Genomic DNA, 24,458 nt, shown 5'->3' on the forward strand with positions numbered 1-24,458 from the left:
ATTCTGGCCCCATGTTTATCAGGAAGTCCGACGTTTACGAAATAGATTGCGCAGCCCCACGCGGTTACGCACGGCTCCAACGCCAATACCAATCAGCGTATAAATCGCCCCCAATAGCAGCAGCATTGCCACGTCCCCGCCAACATCACGCAGCGATAGCCCCATCTGATTCACGCCAGCAATGGCTTTGGTCGCCCAGGTTGAGGGGATCATCGATGAAATCGCCCTGACCCACTGCGGCATCGCTTGCAGCGGCCAGATAGTGCCAGAAAGGTAAAACACCGGGGTGGTGATAAACGACAGCGTCAGGTAGATCATTTCCACGCTGCGCAAGCATTCGGTCACCAGCTTGCCTAGCCCAAGCACCGCAAGCAGGAACGGGAAGGTCAGCAGCAAGATCTCGGGGATCGTCGCAGTCTGTCGATAGCCCAAAACCCAGGGCCACAGCACAAATAACACAATCGACAGGAACAGCCAGATCGGCAGCAGGGCCGATAGCCCCCCCAGATAAACAGGAAGCGACGGCTTGCCGCCCGGCGTTCCTTTCAACACAATGCTGACGCGCACGCAGGCAATCAACAGCGAGTGCTGCAATAACATCACCAACAACCCTGGGAAGATAATCGCCGCAAAGCTGATACCGGGGTTGAATACGTCCAGCGTTTGGCTCTGGATCGGCATCATAATCACCTGAGCCTGCCGTTCACTGAAACCACTTCGCATCAACAGTGAGGTGTTGTACTGGCCCAGCAACTGCTGATAGGCCGCCACCACGTCCTGCTGGATCTGGCCGTTTGCCAGCCGGTTGGTGGCATCACCGAACACCGGGATCTCAATGTTTTTGCCATTGAGGATCTTCTTCTCCAGATCCACCGGCATGATGATCACCGCAAACAGTTTGCGCCAACCCAGATCGCGTTTTGCCTCGTCCAAGCTGTCGTAGGTTTGGATGGCGATCTTCGGGGTGGCATCCAACTGGCGGATAAGCTGGCGGCTGGCAGTGCTGTGATCCTGATCGATCACCGCCACCGGTAGATCCCACACCGTGCGGTTGGCATAAACCGTGCTCATGATGCACAACGACAGGATCAACATCAGCCACATCGGCCGTTCCAACATGCTCGTCAATACTTTGCGGAAGGTGAGCCAATAGCTTTTCATCCCACCGTCTCCTCTTTTGCCAGCCGCTTCAGCAGCCGGTTACGCACCAACAGTGCGGTCACCAACGGGTAGACAATCAGCAGCGCACATACGCTGAGGATGGCGCTGGCGGGCACCTGCCGCAGGAAGACGTCGAACATGGCGTACAGCGCGTGGGTAAGAGGCTCGATATTGGAGATGATGCGTGCGGGTAGCGGCATGGAAAGCTCGGGTACTGCCATGCCAGAGAAAGTCAGTGCAATACTCACCAACATGCCAATCAGGGTGTAGGCGGTAATGGCGCTGCCGGTAAAGGTGTACAGCAACAGGCCGATGCTTTGTGCCGCCATCACGTAGAAGAAACCAATCATCAGCATAAACAGCGGGTTGCCGCTGACGCGAGCGTCAAAAATGCCCACCAGCGCAGCAATCTCAACCATCAGCAAAGTGGTAAAGCACAGGGTGTAAGGGGCCAGTTTCCCCAGCAGGGCCAGGCTAAAGGGCTTGGCTTTCAGCAAGGACTTGCTGCGCGCCATCACGTAAATCATGCAGGTCACCACAAACAGCTGCAGCATATGAATGGTAGCGGCAAACTGCTGATAATAGATATAGCTGCCACTGGCATTGAACAGGCTGCCGTAGTTGAGGGTGACATCCGCCAGCGGCGGCAGCGACTTGCCCATGGCCCCGGCAATGATCGAGCGGTAATTGGCGTTGGCCTCGGTCATCAAGCCGCTGAAATCTTGAGTAGAATACAGCCCGGCACCGTAAAACAGCGCGTTGTAATACAGCACCACGCTCGGCTGATTGCCCGCCAGCGCGTCCGCCTCAAAATCGGCCGGGATAGACAGCAAAGCATAATCCTGCGCGCTACGCAGACGGCGCAACGACTCATCAAGACCGCCGTCATAGGCTTGCACATGGGCATGAGAACCCGCATCCAGCTTGCGGATCAGATTTTTGGATAGCGGGCTGTGATCGTTATCCACCACCGAGACCGGCAGATCGAGCAAGGTCCCTTCCGAGAAGTTACTGCTGATCAGGCCAAACAGGATCAACGGGAAGATCCACCCCAGCCAGTGCACCACCGGCCGGCGAAAAGCGATGCGGCACTCGTTGCTGAACGCGTGGCTGAAGCAGCGCCAACCTGCCCTTACTCTTTCCATTGCCATAAGGTGCTCATCCCTGGGCGCAGGCCATCTATCGGCTGCGACGGATACAAACGAACTTCAAAGGTTTTCAGATCAAAGTCACCGGTGGCTCGCGTGGCACGTTTGGTAGCGTAATCCCCCAACGGGGCGATATAGCGCACTTCTGCCTCGATCGTTTGGTCTTTCAACGCTGGGACGCGCAACTGGACCTTATCCCCCTTGCGGACATGCGCCAGAATATCTTCCCGCAGGTTAAACACGAAATAGGCGTCCGGTACTCGGATCAACGTCATCAACGGGCTGGAGGCGTTGAGCAACTCACCCACTTCTGCCGGGATCGGCCCCACTTCGCCATCAACCGGAGCTTTAACCAGTAGATCATCGGTCTGAGCTTGAATTTCTAGCAGGTCTTGCTCGGAAGCCCGCAGGGCTGCTTCATATTTCTGCCGCAGTTCGATGCGATCGCCATTGATGCCTTCGTCCAAATTGGCTTTGGCGGCCTGCACCTGTTGATAGGCGGTATCACGCGCACGGCGTGAGCTGTCCAATTCAGATTTGGATACGTAGCCTTTACTGGCGACGCTCAGATTACGGTCGTAATCGTGTTGGGCATTCTGGTATTGCGCCTCGGCCTGTGCCAGGTTGGCGCGCAGGTTACGGATGCTTTCTTCACGGGTGCCATGCAGCGATTGATCCAACTGCGCTTGGGCCTCATCCCGCGAAGCCTGCGCCGAACGTAGCTGGGCCATCAGTTCCGGGCTTTCCAGCCGCAGCAGCAGTTGCCCGGTTTTCACATCGTCCCCGCGCTCTACCAGGCGCTCGATCACCCGGCCCTTGGCTTTGGAAGCGACGATCACTTCGGGGGCATCCACTTCGCCCTGCAACAACAAATCCTGATTATGCGCGCGGAATAGCACCGCCATGGCGATAGCTATCCCCATCAGCAGCAGGGTAAACAGCGTCTTCTTTTTCATTACTTCAGCCCCTTGAACATCAGCGTGCAAACAAAAACCATCATAGCTGTAAAAAAACCATTATTCTCATAAGGATATTGCGAGCACATATATCCCCTTTTATAACCGTATTTTCGATTATGCTTTTAACACAAAAAGCATAATCGCTTTTTTAGTTGCAGATCCCTGCAATCGCCCTTTAAGCGATCAACCTGATAAGCACAATGGACGATGAAATGACTGAACACACACGGGTACCGCTTTCGGTACTGGATTTATCCCCGATTCCTCAGGGAGCCAAGGCACGCGATGCGTTTCACTGCTCGCTGGATTTGGCGCAACATGCCGAAAAGTGGGGCTATCAGCGCTACTGGCTAGCGGAACACCACAATATGACCGGCATCGGCAGTGCCGCGACATCGGTATTACTGGGTTATTTAGCCTCCGGTACGCAGAGCATTCGCCTCGGTTCAGGTGGCGTGATGTTGCCAAACCATGCGCCGCTGGTGATCGCCGAACAGTTCGGCACCTTGGAATCACTCTATCCTGGGCGTATCGATCTGGGGCTTGGCCGGGCACCGGGTACCGACCAACGCACCATGATGGCGCTGCGTCGCCACCTCTCTGGCGAGGTAGATAACTTCCCGCGTGACGTGCAGGAACTGCAACATTACTTTGGCGAAGTACAGCCGGGGCAAGCAGTGCAGGCAGTACCGGGCCAAGGGCTACATGTGCCAATCTGGCTGTTGGGTTCCAGCCTGTACAGTGCGCAGTTGGCGGCACAGCTCGGCTTGCCGTTTGCCTTCGCCTCGCACTTTGCGCCAGATATGCTGTTCCAGGCACTGAATGTGTACCGTGAGAACTTTACGCCGTCTGAGCAGTGCCAGCAGCCGCACGCGATGGTGTGTGTCAACGTGGTCGCCGCAGACAGCGATCAAAACGCCCGTTTCCTGTTCACTTCCATGCAGCAGCAGTTTATCAACCTGCGCCGTGGCTCACCAGGCCCACTGCCACCGCCGGTCGATAATATCCACGCGCTGTGGACAGCAGGCGAGCAGTATGGCGTCGATCAGGCACTGCGCATGTCGATCGTCGGTAGCGAAATCACCATCCGCCATGGCCTGCAAAGCCTGCTGCGTGAAACCGGCGCGGATGAGATCATGGTTAACGGCCAGATTTTCGATCATCAGGCGCGTTTACGGTCGTTTGAGATTGTTGCCGGGGTGAAAGGTGATTTAGTGAAGGGATAGGGGTTACATGTTGGTGACGCCCCTCACCCTAACCCTCTCCCACAGGGAGAGGGAACCGATCGAGTATGTTTGAAATTAGTGTGATTCACCTTGGATGAGAAAGCGATCGGGTTTGCCGAGATTGTATTGACTCACCTTGAATGAGGAGACGATCGAGTTTGCTAGGATTATCTCTTTACTGCCAAACGAGCAGGGGCTATCAGCTCCCTCTCCCTTCGGGAGTGGGTTGGGGTGAGGGGGCTCAGCGCTGGATCAGGTAGCGAATGGTTGGCCCATCCTGCTGAATATCCAGCACCTTGTAGCCGTGGTTACGGGCATCGAGTGGAATATTATTGATCGACTGCGGACAGTCGCTGATCACTTCCAGTATTTCGCCCGGTTTCAGCTGCGGCATAGCCTCTAACGTAGCCACCGCCGGATAAGGACAAGGCTCTCCCACCATATCCAACCGGTAATCCGGCACGATCTCGGTCTGTTTCATGCTTCACTCCTTAAATTCACCACCTGCGCATCTGGCTTGGCGCGGAAAAAGCGTTTCTCCCACCACAGCATCGCGGCAAAGGCTATGGCCAGCAGCAGATAGGTCACCAGCAGGCCACCGATCGGCCCGAAGGTATCCAGCAGGTTAATCTTGTCGTAGTTGGTCGCCAGGGCTGGCGCCAGATCGTCCCAGTAGTAGGCTAACAGCGTGGCGCCGATAATGTTGCCCAACCCCACCCACCAGTAATGGACCTGGCCTTCTACCGCACGATACATCCAGCCGGTTTCGCAGCCGCCCGCCAGCACAATACCGAAGCCAAACAGCAGGCCGCCCAGTACCGCATTGGGCCCTGCCCACATGATCTTCGGCGAGACGCCCAATTGCACATAGCTGAAGATGCCGATGGCGCTGACCGCCATGCCGATAATAATCGCTTTGGCCATATGCGTACGGCCAGTGATCCACAGATCGCGGAACGCTGAGGTAAAGCAGATCTGTGCCCGTTCAATCAGCAGACCAAAACCGATACCAAACAGCATGGCAATGCCGAGTTTCGGCGCATCAAATAACGTCCATAATGACCAAGCCACCGTGAGGCAGAAAATCACCATTCCCAAACGGAAACGGCGGCGTGCCTGCTCAGGTTTTTGCGTCAACGGTGAGGCCGCTTTCACTCTTTGCAGCTTGACCGGAATACGGAACATCGGCAGCAAGGTGAATTTGGCACCGAAGTAAGAACCCGCCGCCGTTGCCAGCGCAAAAAACCAGGCATGCAGCGAGAACTGTGGAATACCGGTAAAGAAGGCCGCCAGGTTACACCCCATCGCCAAACGCGCACCAAAACCGGCGATGATGCCGCCAAGCAACGCCTGTGCAATGCGGATGCGGTGCTGTGGCATACGTAATTTGATGTTGTTGGCCCACAGCGCGGCGGCGATACAACCCGCAAACATACCGATTATCATGCGCCCATCGATACGATCGAGTGGTGTGCCCTGTAGGCCGATCACCTTAAAGTAGCCCCACTGCTCGGGGTGGAAACCCAACCACTGCAAGATATGGCCGCCCCAGCGGGTAAATTCACCGGTGACCGCCCAGAAGGTGCCGGTCATGCCGAAATAGTAGGTCGAGAGGATCCCGGCTGCGATCACCGCCGGTAAAGGCGCCCAAAAGCGCACCAGGTATTGAGATTTGAATTGTTGCCAGTTCACGGCAGCTCCTGTGCATCCGTAAGATAAACCTTGCGAATGATACGCCCTTTAGCGGTATTGACTGAGATGCCAGGCAAAAAAAACCAGTCCGAAGACTGGTTTCTTAAGCTGATTAACCGTATACGGTCAAATCAACGGTTATGCATCACCGAAACGACGACGTGGTGCGGCAGGAGCTGCTGCATCGTCACGGCGTGGTGCTGGCTTGTCACGGTTGAAGTTACCGCCACGGCGTTCGCCACCGGCAGCATTACCGCCTTCACGACGCTCACCGAAAGAACGGCGTGGTGCTGGTGCACCTTCGCGACGCTCGCCATTGAATGGACGGGCACCGCCACGGCGCTCACCGCCGTTACCACTGGCAGGACGCTCACGACGCTCATGCGGCTGTGCATCGCCCAGCAGTTGCATGTTCATCGGCTTGTTCAGAATGCGAGTGCGAGTGAAGTGATTCAGGATCTCGCCCGGCATGCCTTTTGGCAGCTCGATGGTGGAGTGGGAAGCAAACAGCTTGATGTTACCGATGTAACGGCTGCTGATGTCACCTTCGTTAGCGATCGCGCCAACGATATGACGAACTTCCACGCCGTCATCACGGCCAACTTCAATGCGGTACAGCTGCATTTCACCCACGTCACGGCGTTCGCGACGTGGACGCTCAGCGCCACCATCACGGCTGTCTGGACGTGCATCACGACGACGGTCGTTGCTACGCTCGCCACCGCGATCGTCACGGTCGTTGAACTCACGACGTTGACGCGGTTTGAACACTGGATCGGGTGGCAGGATCAGAGGACGCTCGCCCTGTGCCATTTTCAGCAGTGCAGCGGCCAGAGTTTCCATATCCAGATCTTCACCCGGTTGCAGCTTAGCCAGCAGCGCACGGTACATATCCAGATCGCTGCTTTCCAGCTGCTGCTGAACTTTAGCGGCAAACTTGGCCAGGCGGCGCTCACCCAGCAGATCTGCGTTTGGCAGCTCGACTTCAGGGATGGTCAGCTTCATGGTGCGTTCGATGTTGCGCAGCAGGCGACGTTCGCGGTTTTCTACGAACAGCAGCGCGCGGCCAGCACGGCCAGCACGACCGGTACGGCCGATACGGTGAACGTAAGACTCTGAATCCATAGGGATATCATAGTTTACTACCAGGCTGATACGCTCAACGTCCAGACCACGAGCGGCAACGTCGGTGGCGATCAGAATATCCAGACGGCCACTTTTCAGACGCTCCAGGGTCTGCTCACGCAGCGCCTGGTTCATGTCACCGTTCAGTGCGGCGCTGTTGTAACCGCTGCGCTCCAGCGCTTCGGCCACTTCCAGGGTCGCATTTTTGGTACGCACAAAGATGATCGCCGCGTCAAAATCTTCCGCTTCCAGGAAACGCACCAGCGCTTCGTTTTTACGCATGCCCTGCACGGTCCAGTAGCTCTGGCTGATGTCTGGACGAGTAGTGATGCTGGACTGAATGCGCACTTCCTGTGGATCTTTCATGAAGCGACGGGTAATACGACGGATCGCTTCCGGCATGGTCGCAGAGAACAGCGCGGTCTGATGTTCAGCCGGGATCTCCGCCATGATGGTTTCTACGTCTTCGATAAAGCCCATGCGCAGCATTTCGTCGGCTTCGTCCAGAACCAGGCCTTTCAGGCCAGAAAGGTTCAGGGTGCCACGTTTCAGGTGATCCAGCAGACGGCCTGGGGTCCCTACTACGATTTGCGGGCCCTGACGCAGAGCGCGCAGCTGCACGTCATAACGTTGGCCACCGTACAGGGCCACCACGTTAACGCCATGCATGTGCTTGGAGAAATCGGTCATGGCTTCAGCTACCTGAACCGCCAGTTCGCGGGTTGGAGCCAGTACCAGGATTTGTGGTGCTTTCAGGGCTGCATCGAGGTTGTGCAGCAGGGGCAGCGAGAACGCCGCAGTTTTACCACTACCGGTCTGCGCCATGCCCAGCACGTCGCGACCGTTCAACAGGTGAGGAATACACTCAGCCTGGATCGGTGATGGTTTTTCGTAGCCCAGATCGGTCAGGGCAGCAATGATCGGAGCAGACAGCCCCAGGTCAGCAAAAGAGGTTTCAAGCTCAGTAGTCATGTACACGTGCCTCATTAATAATGGCAGCCAGTCTACATAACTCGTCGAGAAAATTTTCAGTCATTTTCATTGAAAAGTGTGAACCGGCTCAAATTAGATTATAAAACAGACAAAAAAGCCCTCGCCCGTTAAGGCGATTACTTTGGTCAAAAAACCAATGTAAATCAGGCTGATAAGTGTCCGTCAGCTATTGCTGGTCCGATTCCGATAGGTCGTCTTGTTCTTGGCCCAACAGCGCCAATTCCAACAATGCATAGCGGTGCTCAACAAAGTTATGAACGTTGTTAGCCACCGTCAGTTTGAACAGCGCCGAAGCGGTGTCCTTGTCCCCCAGACTTAGGTAGTGCTTACCTAAATAGAAGTCAGTTTCACTGAGATGCTCAGCGAGCGAAGTGTTATCCGTTGCATCTGCCTTGAGGCGTTCCATCAGCGTTTTTTCGCTGATTTTGCCCAGGTAGAATTCGACAATATTCCATCCCCATTGCCCTCTGTCCGATTTGTCATAACGCTGCTGGAGCGATACGGTAGCCATCTTGGGATCGATTTCTCTCTCCACCAGATAAAGCCACAGCGAACGGAAGGGATCGTTTGGGTCGTCTTGATAAAACGCCTGCAGATCATCCTGCGCCAACGGGAAGCGGCCGCCATAATACAGTGCGATGCCCCGGTTTAAACGCGCGTAATTGTAAGTTGGATCAAGCTCTAGTACAGAATCAAACGCTTCATAGGCAGCATCAAAATTGCCTGCCTGCGTTAAGTAAATGCCCAGGTAGTTGAAAACTTCTGGCATATCAGGACGTATCGCTAGCGCTTGTGAAAAATCATTGCGCGCTAGAGCACGTAAACCTAGGCTATCATACAGCACACCGCGCTCATATAAAAGCTGTGCTCGCTCATCGTCCGTTAATGCCCGGCTGGCAAGTATTTGTTCCATGCGCGCCAGGATGACTTCCTGCTGCAGCGTAGGCTGCAACGGAATAGCCAGAACTTCGTCTTTACGCCAATCATGGTTGCTGCATCCTGCCAGCAATAGTGCTGTCGCAACGTAACACCAGCGCAAGAAAGGCTTCATTTCCCACTCCCGAAGACAAACATTGGATGAACGTCCTGTCCTCCGCTTGCTAATACGCGAGTATCCTACCCACGCGATAAGGACAGCCCCCAACCCTAACGGCAGGGAGCTGTAAAACTGCTGATACAGTTATTCTGCTTCTGGTGCAGGAGCCGCAGCGGATTCTGGCGCTGTGGCTTCTTTGATGCTCAGGCGCACGCGGCCCTGGCGATCAACTTCCATTACCTTAACCGGTACTTCCTGACCCATCTGCAGATAGTCGGTCACTTTCTCAACGCGCTTGTCAGCGATTTGAGAGATGTGCACCAGGCCTTCTTTACCGCCGCCGATGGCCACGAAGGCACCAAAATCAACGATACGGGTCACTTTACCCTGATACACACGGCCAACTTCGATCTCAGCGGTGATCTCTTCGATGCGGCGGATAGCGAACTTCGCTTTGTCGCCGTCGGTTGCAGCAATCTTCACTGTACCGTCATCTTCAATTTCGATGGTGGTGCCAGTTTCTTCGGTCAACGCACGGATGACTGAGCCACCTTTACCGATCACATCTTTGATCTTGTCTGGATTGATCTTGATGGTGTGAATACGCGGTGCGAACTCAGAGATATCGCCACGTGGCGTGCTGATAGCCTGTTCCATCACGCCCAGAATGTGCAGACGAGCACCTTTGGCCTGATTCAGAGCCACCTGCATGATTTCGCGGGTGATACCTTCAATTTTAATGTCCATCTGCAGCGCGGTGATACCCTCGCGACTACCGGCCACTTTGAAGTCCATGTCGCCCAGGTGATCTTCGTCACCCAGAATATCTGACAGTACGACAAAGTTTTCTTCTTCTTTCACCAGGCCCATTGCGATACCCGCAACGGCGGCCTTGATTGGCACACCTGCGTCCATCAGTGCCAGAGAAGCACCACAAACGGAAGCCATTGAAGAAGAACCGTTGGATTCGGTGATTTCAGACACCACACGTACGGTGTACGGGAAATCTTCTGGTTTAGGCATCATAGCTAAAACGCCACGTTTTGCCAGACGACCATGGCCGATTTCACGACGCTTCGGTGAACCTACCATGCCGGTTTCACCAACAGAGTACGGAGGGAAGTTGTAGTGGAACAGGAAGCTGTCGGTTTTCTCGCCCATCAGCTCGTCGATGTTCTGTGCGTCACGCGCGGTACCCAGAGTGGCGGTAACCAGCGCCTGAGTTTCACCACGGGTGAACAGTGCGGAACCGTGGGTACGTGGCAGAACGCCAGTGCGCACGTCCAGACCACGGATCATGTCTTTCTCACGGCCATCGATACGCGGCTCGCCACGCAGCACACGGCTACGTACGACGTTTTTCTCAACGGTGCCGAGGATGTCCTGAATTTCAGACGCGTCCAGAGTTTCGTCTTGCGCCAGCAGAGTTTCCACTACGCTGTCTTTAATCGCATCAACCTGAGCGTAACGCTCTTGTTTTTCGGTGATGTGGTAAGCATCGCCCAGACGGCTTTCAGCCAGCTCAGCTACGCGCGCATGCAGCGCTTCGTTAACTGCAGGTGCCTGCCAATCCCACTTCGGCTTGCCAGCTTCGGCAACCAGAGCGTTAATGTTTTCGATAACGATTTGCTGTTGGTCATGGCCAAACACGACTGCGCCCAGCATCTGATCTTCGCTCAGCACGTCAGCTTCGGATTCCACCATCAGTACTGCACCAGCGGTACCGGCAACCACCAGGTCCAGACGGCTTTCTTTCAGCTCATCGGTAGTTGGGTTCAGTACGTACTGATCGTTGATGTAACCCACGCGTGCAGCACCGATTGGGCCATTGAACGGAATACCGGACAGGCTCAGGGCAGCAGAGGCACCGATCATCGCTACGATGTCTGGGTTCACCTGTGGGTTCACGGAAACCACGGTAGCGATCACTTGCACTTCGTTCAGGAAGCTATCTGGGAACAGTGGGCGGATCGGACGGTCGATCAGACGGGAAGTCAGGGTTTCGCCTTCGCTCGGACGGCCTTCACGACGGAAGAAGCTACCCGGGATACGGCCAGCAGCGTAGGTACGCTCCTGATAGTTCACGGTCAGAGGGAAGAAGCTCTGGCCTGGTTTGGCCTTCTTCTGGCCTACTACGGTGACGAATACTGCGGTGTCATCCATGCTCACCATCACGGCGGCAGTGGCTTGACGTGCCATCATACCGGTCTCAAGCGTCACGGTGTGTTGGCCATACTGGAATTTGCGAATAATCGGAGTCAGCAAAATTTAATCCTTAATTGGGGGCGCGCAATCGTTCTTCGACTCGACACGCCTGTGGTTCACTGACCTTCTCACTACATCCTCGCGACTAATGACAATCCTTATCTCTCATGAGATAAAGCCTCTCATTAGCCGCGCGAACCTCTGTAACGGAAGATCCTCAGTAATACATTAACCTGATTTGCTTATGCTTCCTAGAAGAAAGGGGCCAAATTTGGCCCCTTTCTACTGAAACTTGCTCGATTAGCGACGCAGACCCAGACGCTCGATCAGGCTGGTGTAACGTGCTACATCTTTACGCTTCAGGTAGTCCAGCAGCTTACGACGCTGAGAAACCATACGCAGCAGACCACGACGGCTGTGGTGATCTTTTTTGTGCTCTGAGAAGTGGCCTTGCAGATGGTTGATCTGCGCAGTCAACAGGGCAACCTGAACTTCGGTAGAACCGCTGTCGTTAGTACCACGACCGAAGTCAGCTACGATTTTAGCTTTAGCTTCAACACTTAGAGACATTGTCATACTCCAAAATTATAGATAATAAATACAGGCGCCGATCTCTAATTCAGCAACCCAATGCATAAGCTGCGCCATTCTACTCTTAGCGCAGGGCGATCGCAAGGCGGGCAGGTCAGTCGAAATATTCGACAACCAGGCGGCGCGGCGCGACTCGACCATCATCGGCAATCTCACCAATGCCGATAAATTTACGTTCTTCGCCTTCGGTAATGCGCACCAGACCCGAGGCCGGGGCCCCTGCGGCCTGCACCGGCTGCCCCTGTTTGACGTAACCCGCTACCGCTGGCAGCAGGTTCACCTCAGGGAAATCTTCGGCCGGGCTATCCATCGGCATCAGCAACGGATCGAGCAGTTCGCTCGGCGCGATACTCTGCTCCTGTGCCTGCTCCACTAACGCGTTCAGCTGTTCCAGCGTGACCATGCGGGCGATCGGGTACTTCGCCACTTGCAGGCGGCGCAGATAAATCACGTGTGCGCCACAGCCCAGCAACTCACCGAGGTCATCCGTGATAGTGCGGATGTAGGTGCCTTTTGAGCAGTGAATTTCCAGCTCAAGCTCATCCCCTTCCCAGCGGATAAACTGCAACTCATACACGGTGATGCTGCGTGCTTCACGCGGGACTTCGATACCCTGGCGGGCATATTCATACAGCTTTTTGCCCTGGTATTTCAGTGCGGAATACATCGAAGGCACCTGCTGGATGTTACCCCTGAAGGTGTCCAGCGCGGTATCGAGCTGCGCTTGGGTGAAGTTTACCGGCCGCTCCTGCACGATCTGACCATCGGCATCCGAGGTGTCCGTGCGCTGGCCCAAACGAGCAATCACGCGGTAACGCTTGTCGGAATCGAGCAGATATTGGGAGAATTTGGTGGCCTCACCCAGACAGATTGGCAGCATACCGGTCGCCAGTGGATCGAGCGCGCCGGTGTGGCCCGCGCGGTTGGCATTGTAGATACGCTTTACTTTTTGCAGGGCATCGTTAGACGACAGGCCCTGCGGTTTGTCCAGCAGCAGTACACCGTGAATGTCACGGCCGCGACGGCGAGGGCGACTCATTAAGCCTCCTCTTCATCGCCTGATGCATTGCGACGTTCGGCATCGTTCTTCACTACGTTGGTCACCAGGTTGGACATACGCATGCCTTCAACCAGTGAGTTGTCGTAGGAGAAGGTCAGTTCCGGCACGACGCGCAGGCGCATCGCTTTGCCCAGCAGCGTACGGATATAGCCAGAGGCATCCTGCAACGCTTTAATGCCGTTGGTCACCAGATCCGGATCGTGGTTTTCGGTCAGCACGTTCAGGAAGGTGACGTAAACTTTGGCGTAAGCCAGATCGCGAGACACTTCAACACCTGAAACGGTAGCCATGCCGACACGCGGATCTTTGACTTCACGCTGCAAGATCATCGCAATCTCTTTTTGCATTTCTTGTGCCACGCGTTGACCGCGGCTGAATTCTTTTGCCATTTGGAAACCCTCCAGACAAATCGGGGGGCACAAGGCCCCCCTAAAAACAGATTTAAGCGTTTTTCGAGGCTTAAGCGATAGTACGCTGGATCTCGATGATTTCGAACACTTCGATCATGTCGCCAACGCGCACGTCGTTGTAGTTCTTAACGCCGATACCACATTCCATACCGTTACGGACTTCGTTAACGTCATCTTTGAAGCGGCGCAGGGATTCCAGCTCGCCTTCATAGATAACCACGTTGTCACGCAGCACGCGGATTGGGTTGTGACGCTTGATGTTGCCTTCGGTCACCATACAGCCGGCTACAGCACCGAACTTAGGTGATTTGAACACATCACGTACTTCAGCCAGACCGATGATCTGCTGTTTGTACTCAGGCGCCAACATACCGCTCATCGCCTGCTTCACTTCGTCGATCAGGTTATAGATCACGGAGTAGTAACGCAGATCCAGGCTTTCTGACTCGATCACGCGGCGGGCAGAAGCATCCGCACGCACGTTGAAGCCCAGGATGATGGCGTTGGATGCCGCAGCCAGGGTCGCGTCGGTTTCGGTGATACCACCTACGCCAGAACCCACAATCTTCACCTTCACTTCGTCGGTGGAGAGTTTCTGCAGTGAATCGGAAATCGCTTCACAGGTACCCTGTACGTCGGTTTTCAGCACGATGTTCAGTTCAGAAACTTCACCTTCGGTCATGTTCGCGAACATGTTCTCCAGTTTAGATTTCTGCTGGCGAGCCAGTTTGACTTCGCGGAACTTGCCTTGACGGTACAGCGCAACTTCACGGGCTTTCTTCTCGTCACGCACTACGGTCGCTTCGTCACCCGCAGCAGGAACGCTGGACAGACCCAGGATCTCAACTGGGATAGAAGGACCTGCTGAGGTCACTTCACGGCCCAATTCGTCACGCATCGCACGAACACGGCCATACTCGAAGCCACACAGGACGATATCGCCCTTGTTCAGCGTCCCTTCCTGTACCAGTACGGTAGCCACTGGGCCACGGCCTTTATCCAGGAAGGATTCGATTACCACACCGCTCGCCATGCCGCTACGAACCGCTTTCAGTTCGAGAACTTCGGCCTGCAGCAGGATAGCGTTCAACAGTTCGTCGATACCGGTACCGGCTTTCGCAGATACGTGGACGAACTGAGCTTCACCGCCCCACTCTTCTGGCATAACGCCATACTGAGACAGCTCTTGCTTAACGCGATCTGGATCGGCTTCTGGCTTGTCAATTTTGTTAACCGCAACCACCAATGGCACTTTAGCCGCCTGAGCATGCTGAATGGCTTCGATGGTTTGTGGCATCACGCCGTCGTCTGCTGCTACTACCAGAACCACGATATCGGTCGCCTGAGCACCACGAGCACGCATTGAGGTAAACGCTGCGTGACCTGGGGTATCCAGGAAGGTGATCATGCCGTTTTCGGTTTCTACGTGGTAAGCACCGATGTGCTGGGTAATACCACCGGCTTCGCCAACTGCCACCTTGGTGGAGCGGATGTAGTCGAGCAGAGAGGTTTTACCATGGTCAACGTGGCCCATGATGGTCACGACTGGTGCACGAGACTCGGCACCGGCGCCGGTATCACGGTCGCTCATCAGCGCTTCTTCCAGCTCGTTCTCACGACGCAGGATAACTTTGTGGCCCATCTCTTCGGCAACCAGCTGTGCGGTTTCCTGGTCGATGACCTGGTTGATGGTGGCCATGGCGCCCAGCTTCATCATCGCTTTGATGACCTGAGACCCTTTTACCGCCATCTTGTTAGCCAGTTCGGCAACGGTGATGGTCTCGCCGATCACCACGTCACGGTTCACTACCTGAGCTGGCTTGTTAAAGCCCTGCTGCAGGGTGCTTGGCTTACGCTTGCCTTTACCGCCACGGGTCATGGTGCGAGCTTCTTCGCGGTCTGCTTTAGACTCGGAGAGCTTGTTGCCTTTCTTCTGTTTGGTCGCTTTGCCACCGCGAGTACGGCTACGGCGCTCACCTTCAACTTTGGCGTCGTTTTCGTCTTCGGCAGCACGAGCGTGCTCGGAGGTGGTTACGTGGTAGTCGGCTGTTTCAACCGCAGCACTTGCTGCTTCGGCTTCGGCCCACTTCTCACCGTTTTCTTCGGCCATACGGCGCGCTTCTTCCGCTACGCGTTTGGCGTCTTCTTCCACCTTACGGCGTACTTCTTCTTCCGCTTTACGTTTCAGTTCGGCGGCTTCGGCTTCACGGCGTGCTTTTTCTGCCTGAGCTGGCTTGGTCATTTCGTCGGTATGTTGATTGGTCACTTTTTCTTTTTCCGCTGAATTACGCTTAGCAATCTCCGCGGCCTCACGTTTGGCTTGCTCTTCGGCTGCGCGCTTAGCTTCTGCTTCGCGTTTCGCTAGCTCTTCCGCTTCGCGCCTTGCCTGCTCTTCCGCTTCACGCTGTGCCTGCTCAGCCGCTTCAGCCTGTTGGGCTTCCTGCGGATCGCGATTTACATAAGTGCGTTTCTTGCGGACCTCAATTTGCACCGATTTACTCTTACCGCCGGTGCTCGGAATATTCAAGGTGCTGCGCGTTTTGCGCTGCAACGTGAGTTTGCTTGGCGCACTACCGTGTTCACGGTTCAGGTGCGCCAATAAGGTTTCTTTCTCGTGCTGTGTCACAGAGTCGGTCTCAGACTTGTTGATCCCTGCATCAGCAAACTGCTGTACCAGGCGATCAACCGGTGTCTGTATCTCTGCTGCCAGCGATTTTACGGTTACATCTGTCGTCATGCTGTTCCTTCCTGCTACAGTTATTACGCGTTGTCGCCAAACCAACAGATATTACGTGCGGCCATAATCAGCTCGCCGGCTTGCTCATCGCTAAGCCCTTCAATATCAGCCAGATCGTCAACACCCTGCTCGGCAAGATCTTCCAGCGTACAAACCCCACGCGCGGCCAGTTTAAAGGCCATGCTGCGCTCAAGACCTGGAAGGTTGAGCAAATCATCAGCAGGTTTTTGGTCGCCCAGGCTTTCTTCCTGTGCCAGGGCCAGCGTGGTCAATGCAGCTTTGGCGCGATCGCGCAACGCTTCAACCATATCTTCATCCAGACCGTCGATTTCCAGCAGCTCTTTGATTGGCACGTAAGCCAGTTCTTCCAGAGTAGAGAAGCCTTCTTCGACCAGAACGGTGGCGAAATCTTCGTCGATATCAAGATACTTGGTGAAGGTATCAATGGCGGCATGAGCCTCGGCCTGATGCTTGGCCTGCAGATCGTCCGCCGTCATCACGTTCAGTTCCCAGCGATCATCATCACGATGCTGTTTCAACAGTTGGGAAGCTAAACGCACGTTTTGGCCATTACGGCCGATCGCCTGTGCCAGGTTGCTGGCTTCAACGGCGATATCCATCGTGCACCGATCTTCATCCACCACGATCGAGGCAACATCTGCCGGGGCCATGGCGTTAATGACGAACTGTGCAGGGTTATCATCCCACAGAATGATATCAATACGTTCCCCGCCAAGCTCGCTCGAAACGGCCTGGACGCGGGCACCGCGCATACCGACACAGGCACCGACCGGGTCGATACGCTTGTCGTTGGTTTTCACGGCAATTTTTGCACGGGAGCCAGGATCGCGGGCTGCCGCTTTAATCTCAATCACTTCTTCGCCAATTTCCGGCACTTCGATGCGGAACAGCTCTTTGAGCATATCCGGGCTGGAACGGCTGACGAACAGTTGCGCACCGCGCGCTTCCGGACGTACTGCGTACAGTACACCGCGGATACGGTCACCTGGGCGGAAGTTTTCGCGTGGCAGCATGTCTTCACGGCCAATGACCGCTTCGGCGTTGCTACCCAGATCCAGCGCAATGCTGTCACGGTTAACTTTTTTCACCACGCCGGTGACGATCTCACCTTCGTGTTGGCGGAAGGCGTCAACCACCATCGCGCGCTCGGCTTCACGCACTTTCTGTACGATAACCTGCTTAGCGGTCTGAGTGGTGATACGGTCGAAGGTCACAGATTCGATCTGATCTTCGATATAACCGCCCAGTTCTATGGACGGATCTTCATACTGTGCAGCTTCCAGCGTGATCTCACGCGTTGGCTGGGTCACTTCATCAACGGCAACCCAACGGCGGAAGGTATCGAAATCGCCAGTCTTACGGTCAATGCTGACACGGACCTCGATTTCCTGCTCATATTTTTTCTTGGTGGCGGTGGCTAAAGCGGTTTCCAGGGCTTCGAAAATCTTCTCACGTGGTAGGGATTTTTCATTGGAAACTGCTTCAACAACAGCCAGAATCTCTTTGTTCATCCTAGTTGCCTCATCCAAACTTTAAAAGTGGGGTACCAGGTTCGCTTTCTGAATATTGCTCAGCGCGAACACTTCATCTTTCCCATCCACAGTAACCGTGATCATCTCGCCTTCTACAGACTTGATGATGCCCTGCCATTTGCGGCGGTTTTGTATCGCCATACGCAGAACAACGCTGACTTCTTCACCGAGAAAACGTTGATAGTGTTCCGCGGTGAACATAGGGCGCTCAAGGCCAGGAGAGGAAACTTCCAGGTTGTAAGCGACCGTAATCGGATCTTCGACGTCCAGCACAGCGCTGACCTGGTGGCTGACATCAGCGCAATCATCAACATTGATTCCGTTGTCACTATCAATATAGATGCGTAGTGTCGATTGGCGCGCCCGAATAAATTCGATGCCTACGAGCTCAAAGCCCAACGCCTCTACCGGTGCGGAAAGCATCTCTGTTAATTTTTGCTCTAATGTGGACAAGCCCACCCCCAAGACATAAAAAAAGGGCCTAATAGCCCAGTGATTCTGTTGCCAAATAACAAAAAACCCCGAAAATTCGGGGCTTTATGCAACTGGACCCTGTTTGCCGCAAAGCGGCTTCGGTGCAACTTTCTAGCAAGTGTCATTTTCAAATGTTGATCGAGAAAAGCGGAATTCAATCGAAAAGTGTATTTGAAAATAGACACTTAAAGGAAAGTGGTTGCGGGGGCCGGATTTGAACCGACGACCTTCGGGTTATGAGCCCGACGAGCTACCAGGCTGCTCCACCCCGCGTCCGAAAACGTGGCAAATATTACGCTGATAATTGCAAAAACGCAAGTTATCTCTGGGATTTGGTACCGAGGATGGGACTCGAACCCACAAGCCCGTTAGGGCACTACCACCTCAAGGTAGCGTGTCTACCAATTCCACCACCTCGGTACTGATTTTTACTGCTAACGGCTGTTTCTATTGAGGTCGAAAACAACCGTGTTCAAACTTTTCAGCGGCTTATTGCGGGATATCACTGACCGGTTTAGCGGGTGCTGCCGGAGTGCTGGTCTGCTCAGTTTGCGCTGGCTGACCCAGGTTTTCCCACTCGCTGCCTTTCTTGCCCTGATTGGTGCTCAGGTTGCCCAGGATCAGACTGATGACGAAGAACAGCGTCGCCAGAACAGCCGTCATGCGGGTCATAAAGTTGCCTGAACCGGTCGATCCGAAGAATGTGCCAGAAGCACCTGCTCCGAATGAGGCTCCCATATCAGCGCCTTTACCTTGCTGTAGCATGATCAGAGCGACTAGCCCGATCGATATCAGCAAGAAAATTACCAGAAGAGCTTCGTACATAGTGGTACCTGTATCCTTGCGGGTTCACCGCGTGCCAAATGCTTCTCACCCCAGATGCTTCCAAACTAAAGAAGGCGTGGCGTGTCACTAAAACAGCCCACTGAAGCGGGTGTGAATACTAACCAAAGCCATCAAAACGCGCAAGGGCAATTTGCAACCGCCGATGCGTTTGCGGAAAAAAACAGCAAAAACAGGGCTGTTTGGGAAATTACGCAGGCACTGACAGCGTACCTGCGTAAAAACAGCGTGTTAACCTGCCAGCTTGACCGCATCGGCGATACGGTGCGCCAGCGCGATTACCTGCTGTTCATCTTCACCTTCCACCATCACGCGGATCAGTGGCTCAGTGCCCGATTTACGCAGCAGCACGCGGCCACGACCGGCCAACTCGGCTTCGACCTGCTCTGCAACCTTCAACACCGCCTCTGACTCCAGCGGGTTATGCTCACCGACAAAGCGCACGTTGACCAGGATCTGTGGCAATAATTTCATCCCGCTGCACAGATCGTGCAGGCTCATGTTATTACGCACGATTGCCGTCAACACTTGCAGGCCTGCGACGATACCATCCCCGGTGGTGGTTTTGTCCAGCAGGATCACGTGGCCGGAGTTTTCCGCCCCAATGCGCCAGCCCAGCTCTTGCAGTTTTTCCAGTACGTAGCGATCACCCACCTTGGCACGGGCAAACGGGATGCCGAGCTGCTTCAGTGCCAGCTCTAGGCCCATGTTGCTCATCAGGGTGCCCACGGCACCGCCGCGCAGTTGCCCTTGGCGCAGGCCTTCACGAGCGATAATGTAGAGGATCTGATCGCCGTCGACCTTGTTACCCAGGTGATCCACCATCATCACGCGATCGCCATCGCCATCAAAGGCCAGGCCAACGTGTGCCTGTTCTTCCAGCACGCGCGCCTGCAGTTGGCGTACATCGGTAGCGCCACACTCTTCGTTGATGTTCATGCCATCCGGCTCACAGCCGATAGCGATCACCGTGGCGCCCAGCTCACGCAAAACGCTTGGAGCAATGTGATAGGTAGCGCCGTTGGCGCAGTCCACCACGATCTTCAGCCCGTTCAGGCTCAGTTCGCTCGGGAAGGTGCCTTTACAGAATTCGATATAGCGCCCTGCGGCATCGACAATGCGGCTGGCTTTACCCAACTCGGCAGATTCGACGCAGGTCAGCGGTTTTTCCATTTCCGCTTCAATCGCTTCTTCCACATCGTCTGGCAGTTTGGCGCCATCGATGGAGAAGAACTTGATGCCGTTATCGTAAAACGGGTTATGTGAGGCAGAAATCACGATCCCGGCTTCCGCACGGAAAGTTCGGGTCAGATAAGCCACCGCAGGGGTTGGCATCGGGCCGGTAAACGAAGCAGACAGCCCCGCCGCCGCTAAACCGGCCTCCAGCGCTGACTCCAGCATATAGCCTGAGATACGGGTATCTTTACCGATGATGATTTTACGGGAACCATGGCGCGCCAATACCTTACCAGCCGCCCAGCCCAACTTGAGGACGAACTCTGGGGTTATCGGGCTGTCACCCACCTTGCCACGAATGCCGTCGGTACCAAAGTATTTGCGTTCGCTCATGTTTCTACTATCCCTTAGCTGAAAGTGTTGCCTCGACGACACGCATCGCCTCGACGGTTTCTTTGACATCATGCACTCTGACTATCTGCGCCCCCTGCATCGCGGCAATCACCGCACAGGCCACGCTGCCGATAACCCGCTGTTCGGGTGGGACATTCAATAGCTGCCCAATCATCGACTTACGCGACATCCCCACCAACAGTGGCAAGCCAAAGTGATGAAATTCCGCCAATCGGGCCAGAAGCTGATAATTATGCGCTAAATTCTTACCGAAACCGAAGCCTGGGTCGAGCAACAATTTCTGTTTTGCTATGCCACCAGCAATACAGCGGTCGATATGCTGCTGGAAAAACGCATTTACGTCCGCCATCAGGTCATCGTAATGCGGTGCCTGTTGCATGGTACGCGGCTCGCCTTGCATGTGCATCAGGCAGACTGGCAGACCGCTTTCGGCGGCTGCCTGCAGCGCGCCAGGCTCCTGCAATGAGCGAACGTCGTTGATCAGGTGAGCGCCCGCTTTGGCGGATTCGCGGATCACTCCGGCTTTTGAAGTATCCACCGAGATAAAAATCTCAAACCGCTGCGCCAAGGCTTCCACTACCGGCACAACGCGCTCTATCTCTTCCTCTTCACTGACCTCGGCAGCACCCGGGCGCGTGGACTCGCCCCCCACGTCGATCATCGTTGCCCCCGCCGAAATCAGCGCATGTGCATGCAGCAGGGCATCATTCAGCGAATTATGCCGCCCGCCGTCAGAGAAGGAGTCTGGGGTAACGTTGAGGATCCCCATCACCCGAGGATGGTTGAGATCGAGGATTTGGTCGCGCACGGTTAACTGCATGATTAATCTACCTTGGAGTCAATACAACTGTGTTGCCTGGAGTGGATCCCGCCCCTCTCATCCAAGGAGAGGCAGCAATTTTCAGCCAGCAATAAAAAACCCCGGCTGGCCGGGGTTTTATTTTACGCTACAGCCGATGTTACTTGTCGAGCTGTTCAGACATGGTGTTGCCTGGGTTTGGCGTACGCGGCTCATCTACCGGCGTTGGCGCTTGTGGTTTGCCACCGTTGTCAGAGTTGTTGCTTTTCGCCACGTCGTCCCAACCGGCTGGCGGACGCACATCTTTACGGTTCATCAGGTCGTCGATCTGCGGTGCATCGATGGTTTCATATTTCATCAGTGCATCTTTCATCGAATGCAGGATGTCCATGTTTTCCATCAGCAACGAACGAGCGCGAATGTAGTTGCGCTCAATCAGGGATTTGACTTCCTGGTCGATGATACGCGCGGTTTCGTCCGACATGTGTTTCGCCTTGGCCACAGAACGGCCCAGGAACACCTCGCCCTCTTCTTCCGCATACAGCAATGGCCCCAGCTTCTCAGAGAAGCCCCATTGGGTCACCATGTTGCGGGCGATCGAGGTAGCAACTTTAATGTCGTTCGATGCACCGGTAGAGACTTTTTCCGGCCCGTAAATAATTTCTTCTGCCAGACGGCCACCGTACAGGGTAGAGATTTGACTTTCTAGCTTCTGACGGCTGGCGCTGATCGCATCCCCTTCCGGCAGGAAGAAGGTCACGCCGAGCGCACGGCCACGAGGAATAATCGTGACTTTATGCACCGGGTCATGCTCAGGAACCAGGCGGCCAATGATGGCGTGGCCCGCTTCGTGATAGGCGGTCGATTCTTTCTGTGCTTCCGTCATCACCATGGAGCGACGTTCCGCCCCCATCATGATCTTGTCTTTGGCCTTTTCGAACTCCACCATCGACACCACGCGCTTGTTGCCACGTGCTGCGAACAAGGCCGCTTCGTTGACCAGGTTGGCCAAGTCCGCACCGGAGAAGCCCGGAGTACCACGTGCAAGCACAGAAGCATCAACATCTGGCGCCAACGGCACACGACGTGAGTGCACCTTCAGGATTTGCTCACGGCCACGCACGTCTGGCAGCCCAACCACCACTTGGCGGTCGAAACGGCCTGGACGCAGTAACGCAGGGTCGAGTACGTCAGGACGGTTGGTTGCCGCGATGACGATAATACCTTCGTTGCCTTCAAAGCCGTCCATCTCAACCAGCATCTGGTTCAGCGTTTGCTCACGTTCATCGTGACCACCGCCCAGACCTGCGCCACGTTGGCGACCTACGGCGTCGATTTCATCGATAAAGATGATGCACGGTGCCGCTTTCTTGGCCTGTTCGAACATGTCACGGACACGGGATGCACCCACACCGACGAACATTTCGACGAAGTCAGAACCGGAAATGGTGAAGAACGGGACTTTCGCCTCGCCGGCAATCGCTTTCGCCAGCAGGGTTTTACCGGTACCCGGAGGGCCAACCATCAGCACGCCTTTCGGGATCTTACCGCCCAGCTTCTGGAAACGGCTCGGTTCGCGCAGGTAGTCTACCAGTTCACTCACTTCTTCTTTTGCTTCGTCACAGCCTGCAACGTCGGCAAAAGTGGTTTTAATCTGGTCTTCCGTCAGCATACGCGCCTTGCTCTTGCCGAAGGACATCGCGCCCTTGCCGCCGCCGCCCTGCATTTGCCGCATGAAGAAGATCCAGACCCCAATCAACAACAGCATTGGGAACCAGGAAATAAAGATGGAAGCCAGCAAACTTGGCTCTTCCGGTGGCTCACCAACAACTTTCACGTTTTTGGTTAACAACGTATCCAGTAACTTCGGATCGTTGACCGGGATGTAAGTGGTGTACTTGTTGCTGTCTTTACGGACAACGTTGATTTCACGCCCATTAATGCGCGCTTCACGGATCTGATCTTGGGTCAGTTCGGTCATGAAGGTAGAGTAATCTACCCTTCGGCCATTAGACTCGCTGGGCCCAAAGCTCTGGAATACCGACATCAAAACGACCGCGATGACTAGCCAGAGAATTAGGTTTTTCGCCATGTCACTCAAGGGATTAACCTCATATTACAACTGTGTTAACAAACAGCGTTAGGGTACTACAGTTTCCGCCCTGTCGCTACAATGTACACTTCACGCGAACGTGCGCGAGAAGCGTCTGGCTTACGAATCTTAACCTTCGTAAACAGGGAGCGAATTTCCCGTAGGTACTCGTCAAAACCATCTCCCTGGAACACCTTCACCAGGAAACTACCGCCTGGTGCGAGAACATCACGACACATTTCCAGTGCTAATTCCACCAGATACATCGATTTTGGGATATCGACCGCCGGGGTGCCGCTCATATTCGGGGCCATGTCAGACATGACTACCTGAACCTTACTATCACCTACACGTTCCAACAGTGCCTTGAGGACCAGTTCATCACGAAAATCGCCCTGAAGGAAATCGACGCCAACGATAGGATCCATTGGCAAAATATCACAGGCAATGATACGCCCGTTACCACCAATCTGGGTTACCACATATTGCGACCAACCGCCCGGCGCAGCCCCCAAATCAACGACCGTCATACCCGGTTTGAACAGTTTGTCACTTTGCTGTATTTCATCAAGTTTAAACCAGGCGCGCGAGCGCAGCCCTTTTTTCTGCGCCTGCAGTACATATTTATCGCTAAAGTGTTCTTGGAGCCAGCGACTGGAACTGGCCGAACGCTTTTTATTTGCCATCGAGTATTCCAACTATCCTAAAAAGAGTCTCATGCCAGGTTCGCTTCTCACGTAAACTCAATTCGGTGCAGACCGATT

At 54.8% G+C, this 24,458-nt stretch carries 21 protein-coding genes and 2 tRNA genes; 1 reads left to right on the top strand and 22 read right to left on the bottom strand.

Annotated features, from left to right (window positions below; translation table 11 throughout):
- Positions 1 to 18 precede the first annotated feature (18 nt).
- The 3 genes from AC6HVW_RS23745 to AC6HVW_RS23755 are packed head-to-tail and all read right to left on the bottom strand — an operon-like array spanning position 19 to position 3,265.
- Positions 19 to 1,161 (bottom strand): ABC transporter permease, encoded by a 1,143-nt coding sequence (locus tag AC6HVW_RS23745; RefSeq protein ID WP_021179063.1) that lies wholly within the window; start codon positions 1,159 to 1,161, stop codon positions 19 to 21.
- A complete protein-coding gene (locus tag AC6HVW_RS23750) occupies positions 1,158 to 2,312 on the bottom strand; it encodes an ABC transporter permease (RefSeq protein WP_186486534.1) in 1,155 nt (384 codons plus the stop codon). The genes AC6HVW_RS23745 and AC6HVW_RS23750 overlap by 4 nt, the downstream gene beginning before the upstream one ends.
- Positions 2,294 to 3,265 carry an HlyD family secretion protein gene (locus AC6HVW_RS23755; RefSeq protein WP_021179061.1) on the bottom strand — a complete coding sequence of 324 codons (972 nt, stop codon included), beginning with the start codon at positions 3,263 to 3,265 and terminating at the stop codon, positions 2,294 to 2,296. Before AC6HVW_RS23755 ends, AC6HVW_RS23750 begins: the two co-directional genes overlap by 19 nt.
- A gap of 203 nt (positions 3,266 to 3,468) precedes the next feature.
- Between AC6HVW_RS23755 and AC6HVW_RS23760 the strand changes: the two genes are divergently transcribed.
- Positions 3,469 to 4,494: a luciferase-like monooxygenase gene (locus AC6HVW_RS23760; RefSeq protein ID WP_071681246.1), complete on the top strand. Its 1,026-nt coding sequence runs from the start codon at positions 3,469 to 3,471 to the stop codon at positions 4,492 to 4,494.
- A 241-nt stretch (positions 4,495 to 4,735) separates the two neighbouring features.
- Here AC6HVW_RS23760 and yedF read toward each other — a convergent pair whose 3' ends face one another.
- The 19 genes from yedF to rlmE all read right to left on the bottom strand — a co-directional run bounded on the left by yedF (position 4,736) and on the right by rlmE (position 24,380).
- The gene (gene yedF / locus AC6HVW_RS23765; RefSeq protein WP_021179059.1) at positions 4,736 to 4,975 is read right to left on the bottom strand and encodes a sulfurtransferase-like selenium metabolism protein YedF; all 240 of its coding nucleotides are present in this window, start codon (positions 4,973 to 4,975) and stop codon (positions 4,736 to 4,738) included.
- The gene (yedE, locus tag AC6HVW_RS23770) at positions 4,972 to 6,186 is read right to left on the bottom strand and encodes a selenium metabolism membrane protein YedE/FdhT (protein WP_021807513.1); all 1,215 of its coding nucleotides are present in this window, start codon (positions 6,184 to 6,186) and stop codon (positions 4,972 to 4,974) included. The genes yedF and yedE overlap by 4 nt, the downstream gene beginning before the upstream one ends.
- 138 nt (positions 6,187 to 6,324) lie before the next feature.
- Entirely contained in the window at positions 6,325 to 8,283 is a 1,959-nt protein-coding gene (locus tag AC6HVW_RS23775; protein ID WP_071682899.1) for a DEAD/DEAH family ATP-dependent RNA helicase, read from the bottom strand.
- On the bottom strand, positions 8,273 to 8,353 hold the full coding sequence (gene yrbN / locus AC6HVW_RS23780; RefSeq protein WP_096335046.1) for a protein YrbN: 81 nt from the start codon (positions 8,351 to 8,353) through the stop codon (positions 8,273 to 8,275). The genes AC6HVW_RS23775 and yrbN overlap by 11 nt, the downstream gene beginning before the upstream one ends.
- A 117-nt stretch (positions 8,354 to 8,470) precedes the next feature.
- Positions 8,471 to 9,355, bottom strand: coding sequence for a lipoprotein NlpI (gene nlpI, locus AC6HVW_RS23785; protein ID WP_021179056.1), 885 nt, complete (start codon positions 9,353 to 9,355; stop codon positions 8,471 to 8,473).
- A 129-nt stretch (positions 9,356 to 9,484) separates the two neighbouring features.
- The gene (gene pnp / locus AC6HVW_RS23790; protein WP_021179055.1) at positions 9,485 to 11,605 is read right to left on the bottom strand and encodes a polyribonucleotide nucleotidyltransferase; all 2,121 of its coding nucleotides are present in this window, start codon (positions 11,603 to 11,605) and stop codon (positions 9,485 to 9,487) included.
- A 240-nt stretch (positions 11,606 to 11,845) separates the two neighbouring features.
- Entirely contained in the window at positions 11,846 to 12,115 is a 270-nt protein-coding gene (gene rpsO / locus AC6HVW_RS23795) for a 30S ribosomal protein S15 (RefSeq protein ID WP_010279698.1), read from the bottom strand.
- Positions 12,116 to 12,230: 115 nt separating this feature from the next.
- Entirely contained in the window at positions 12,231 to 13,175 is a 945-nt protein-coding gene (gene truB / locus AC6HVW_RS23800; protein ID WP_021807515.1) for a tRNA pseudouridine(55) synthase TruB, read from the bottom strand.
- On the bottom strand, positions 13,175 to 13,585 hold the full coding sequence (gene rbfA / locus AC6HVW_RS23805) for a 30S ribosome-binding factor RbfA (protein WP_021179053.1): 411 nt from the start codon (positions 13,583 to 13,585) through the stop codon (positions 13,175 to 13,177). The genes truB and rbfA overlap by 1 nt, the downstream gene beginning before the upstream one ends.
- A 70-nt stretch (positions 13,586 to 13,655) precedes the next feature.
- The gene (infB, locus tag AC6HVW_RS23810; protein WP_021807516.1) at positions 13,656 to 16,343 is read right to left on the bottom strand and encodes a translation initiation factor IF-2; all 2,688 of its coding nucleotides are present in this window, start codon (positions 16,341 to 16,343) and stop codon (positions 13,656 to 13,658) included.
- 23 nt (positions 16,344 to 16,366) lie between these two features.
- Positions 16,367 to 17,875, bottom strand: a complete 1,509-nt coding sequence (gene nusA / locus AC6HVW_RS23815; protein WP_021179051.1) for a transcription termination factor NusA — start codon at positions 17,873 to 17,875, stop codon at positions 16,367 to 16,369.
- Between the two features lie 21 nt (positions 17,876 to 17,896).
- A complete protein-coding gene (gene rimP, locus AC6HVW_RS23820) occupies positions 17,897 to 18,349 on the bottom strand; it encodes a ribosome maturation factor RimP (protein ID WP_024529072.1) in 453 nt (150 codons plus the stop codon).
- Between the two features lie 217 nt (positions 18,350 to 18,566).
- Positions 18,567 to 18,643 (bottom strand) — tRNA-Met (locus AC6HVW_RS23825).
- A 60-nt stretch (positions 18,644 to 18,703) separates the two neighbouring features.
- A tRNA-Leu gene (locus tag AC6HVW_RS23830) sits at positions 18,704 to 18,790 on the bottom strand.
- Positions 18,791 to 18,859: 69 nt separating this feature from the next.
- The gene (secG, locus tag AC6HVW_RS23835; protein ID WP_024483369.1) at positions 18,860 to 19,195 is read right to left on the bottom strand and encodes a preprotein translocase subunit SecG; all 336 of its coding nucleotides are present in this window, start codon (positions 19,193 to 19,195) and stop codon (positions 18,860 to 18,862) included.
- A 249-nt stretch (positions 19,196 to 19,444) separates the two neighbouring features.
- Complete coding sequence (gene glmM / locus AC6HVW_RS23840; protein ID WP_024483368.1) at positions 19,445 to 20,782, bottom strand: phosphoglucosamine mutase; 1,338 nt, start codon at positions 20,780 to 20,782, stop codon at positions 19,445 to 19,447.
- Positions 20,783 to 20,789: 7 nt separating this feature from the next.
- Positions 20,790 to 21,623, bottom strand: a complete 834-nt coding sequence (folP, locus tag AC6HVW_RS23845) for a dihydropteroate synthase (protein WP_024483367.1) — start codon at positions 21,621 to 21,623, stop codon at positions 20,790 to 20,792.
- A gap of 139 nt (positions 21,624 to 21,762) precedes the next feature.
- A complete protein-coding gene (ftsH, locus tag AC6HVW_RS23850; protein ID WP_037376529.1) occupies positions 21,763 to 23,694 on the bottom strand; it encodes an ATP-dependent zinc metalloprotease FtsH in 1,932 nt (643 codons plus the stop codon).
- 56 nt (positions 23,695 to 23,750) lie between these two features.
- Positions 23,751 to 24,380, bottom strand: a complete 630-nt coding sequence (gene rlmE, locus AC6HVW_RS23855; RefSeq protein ID WP_021179046.1) for a 23S rRNA (uridine(2552)-2'-O)-methyltransferase RlmE — start codon at positions 24,378 to 24,380, stop codon at positions 23,751 to 23,753.
- Positions 24,381 to 24,458: the final 78 nt, after the last annotated feature.

The organism is Serratia sp. NCCP-200, from assembly GCF_059697885.1.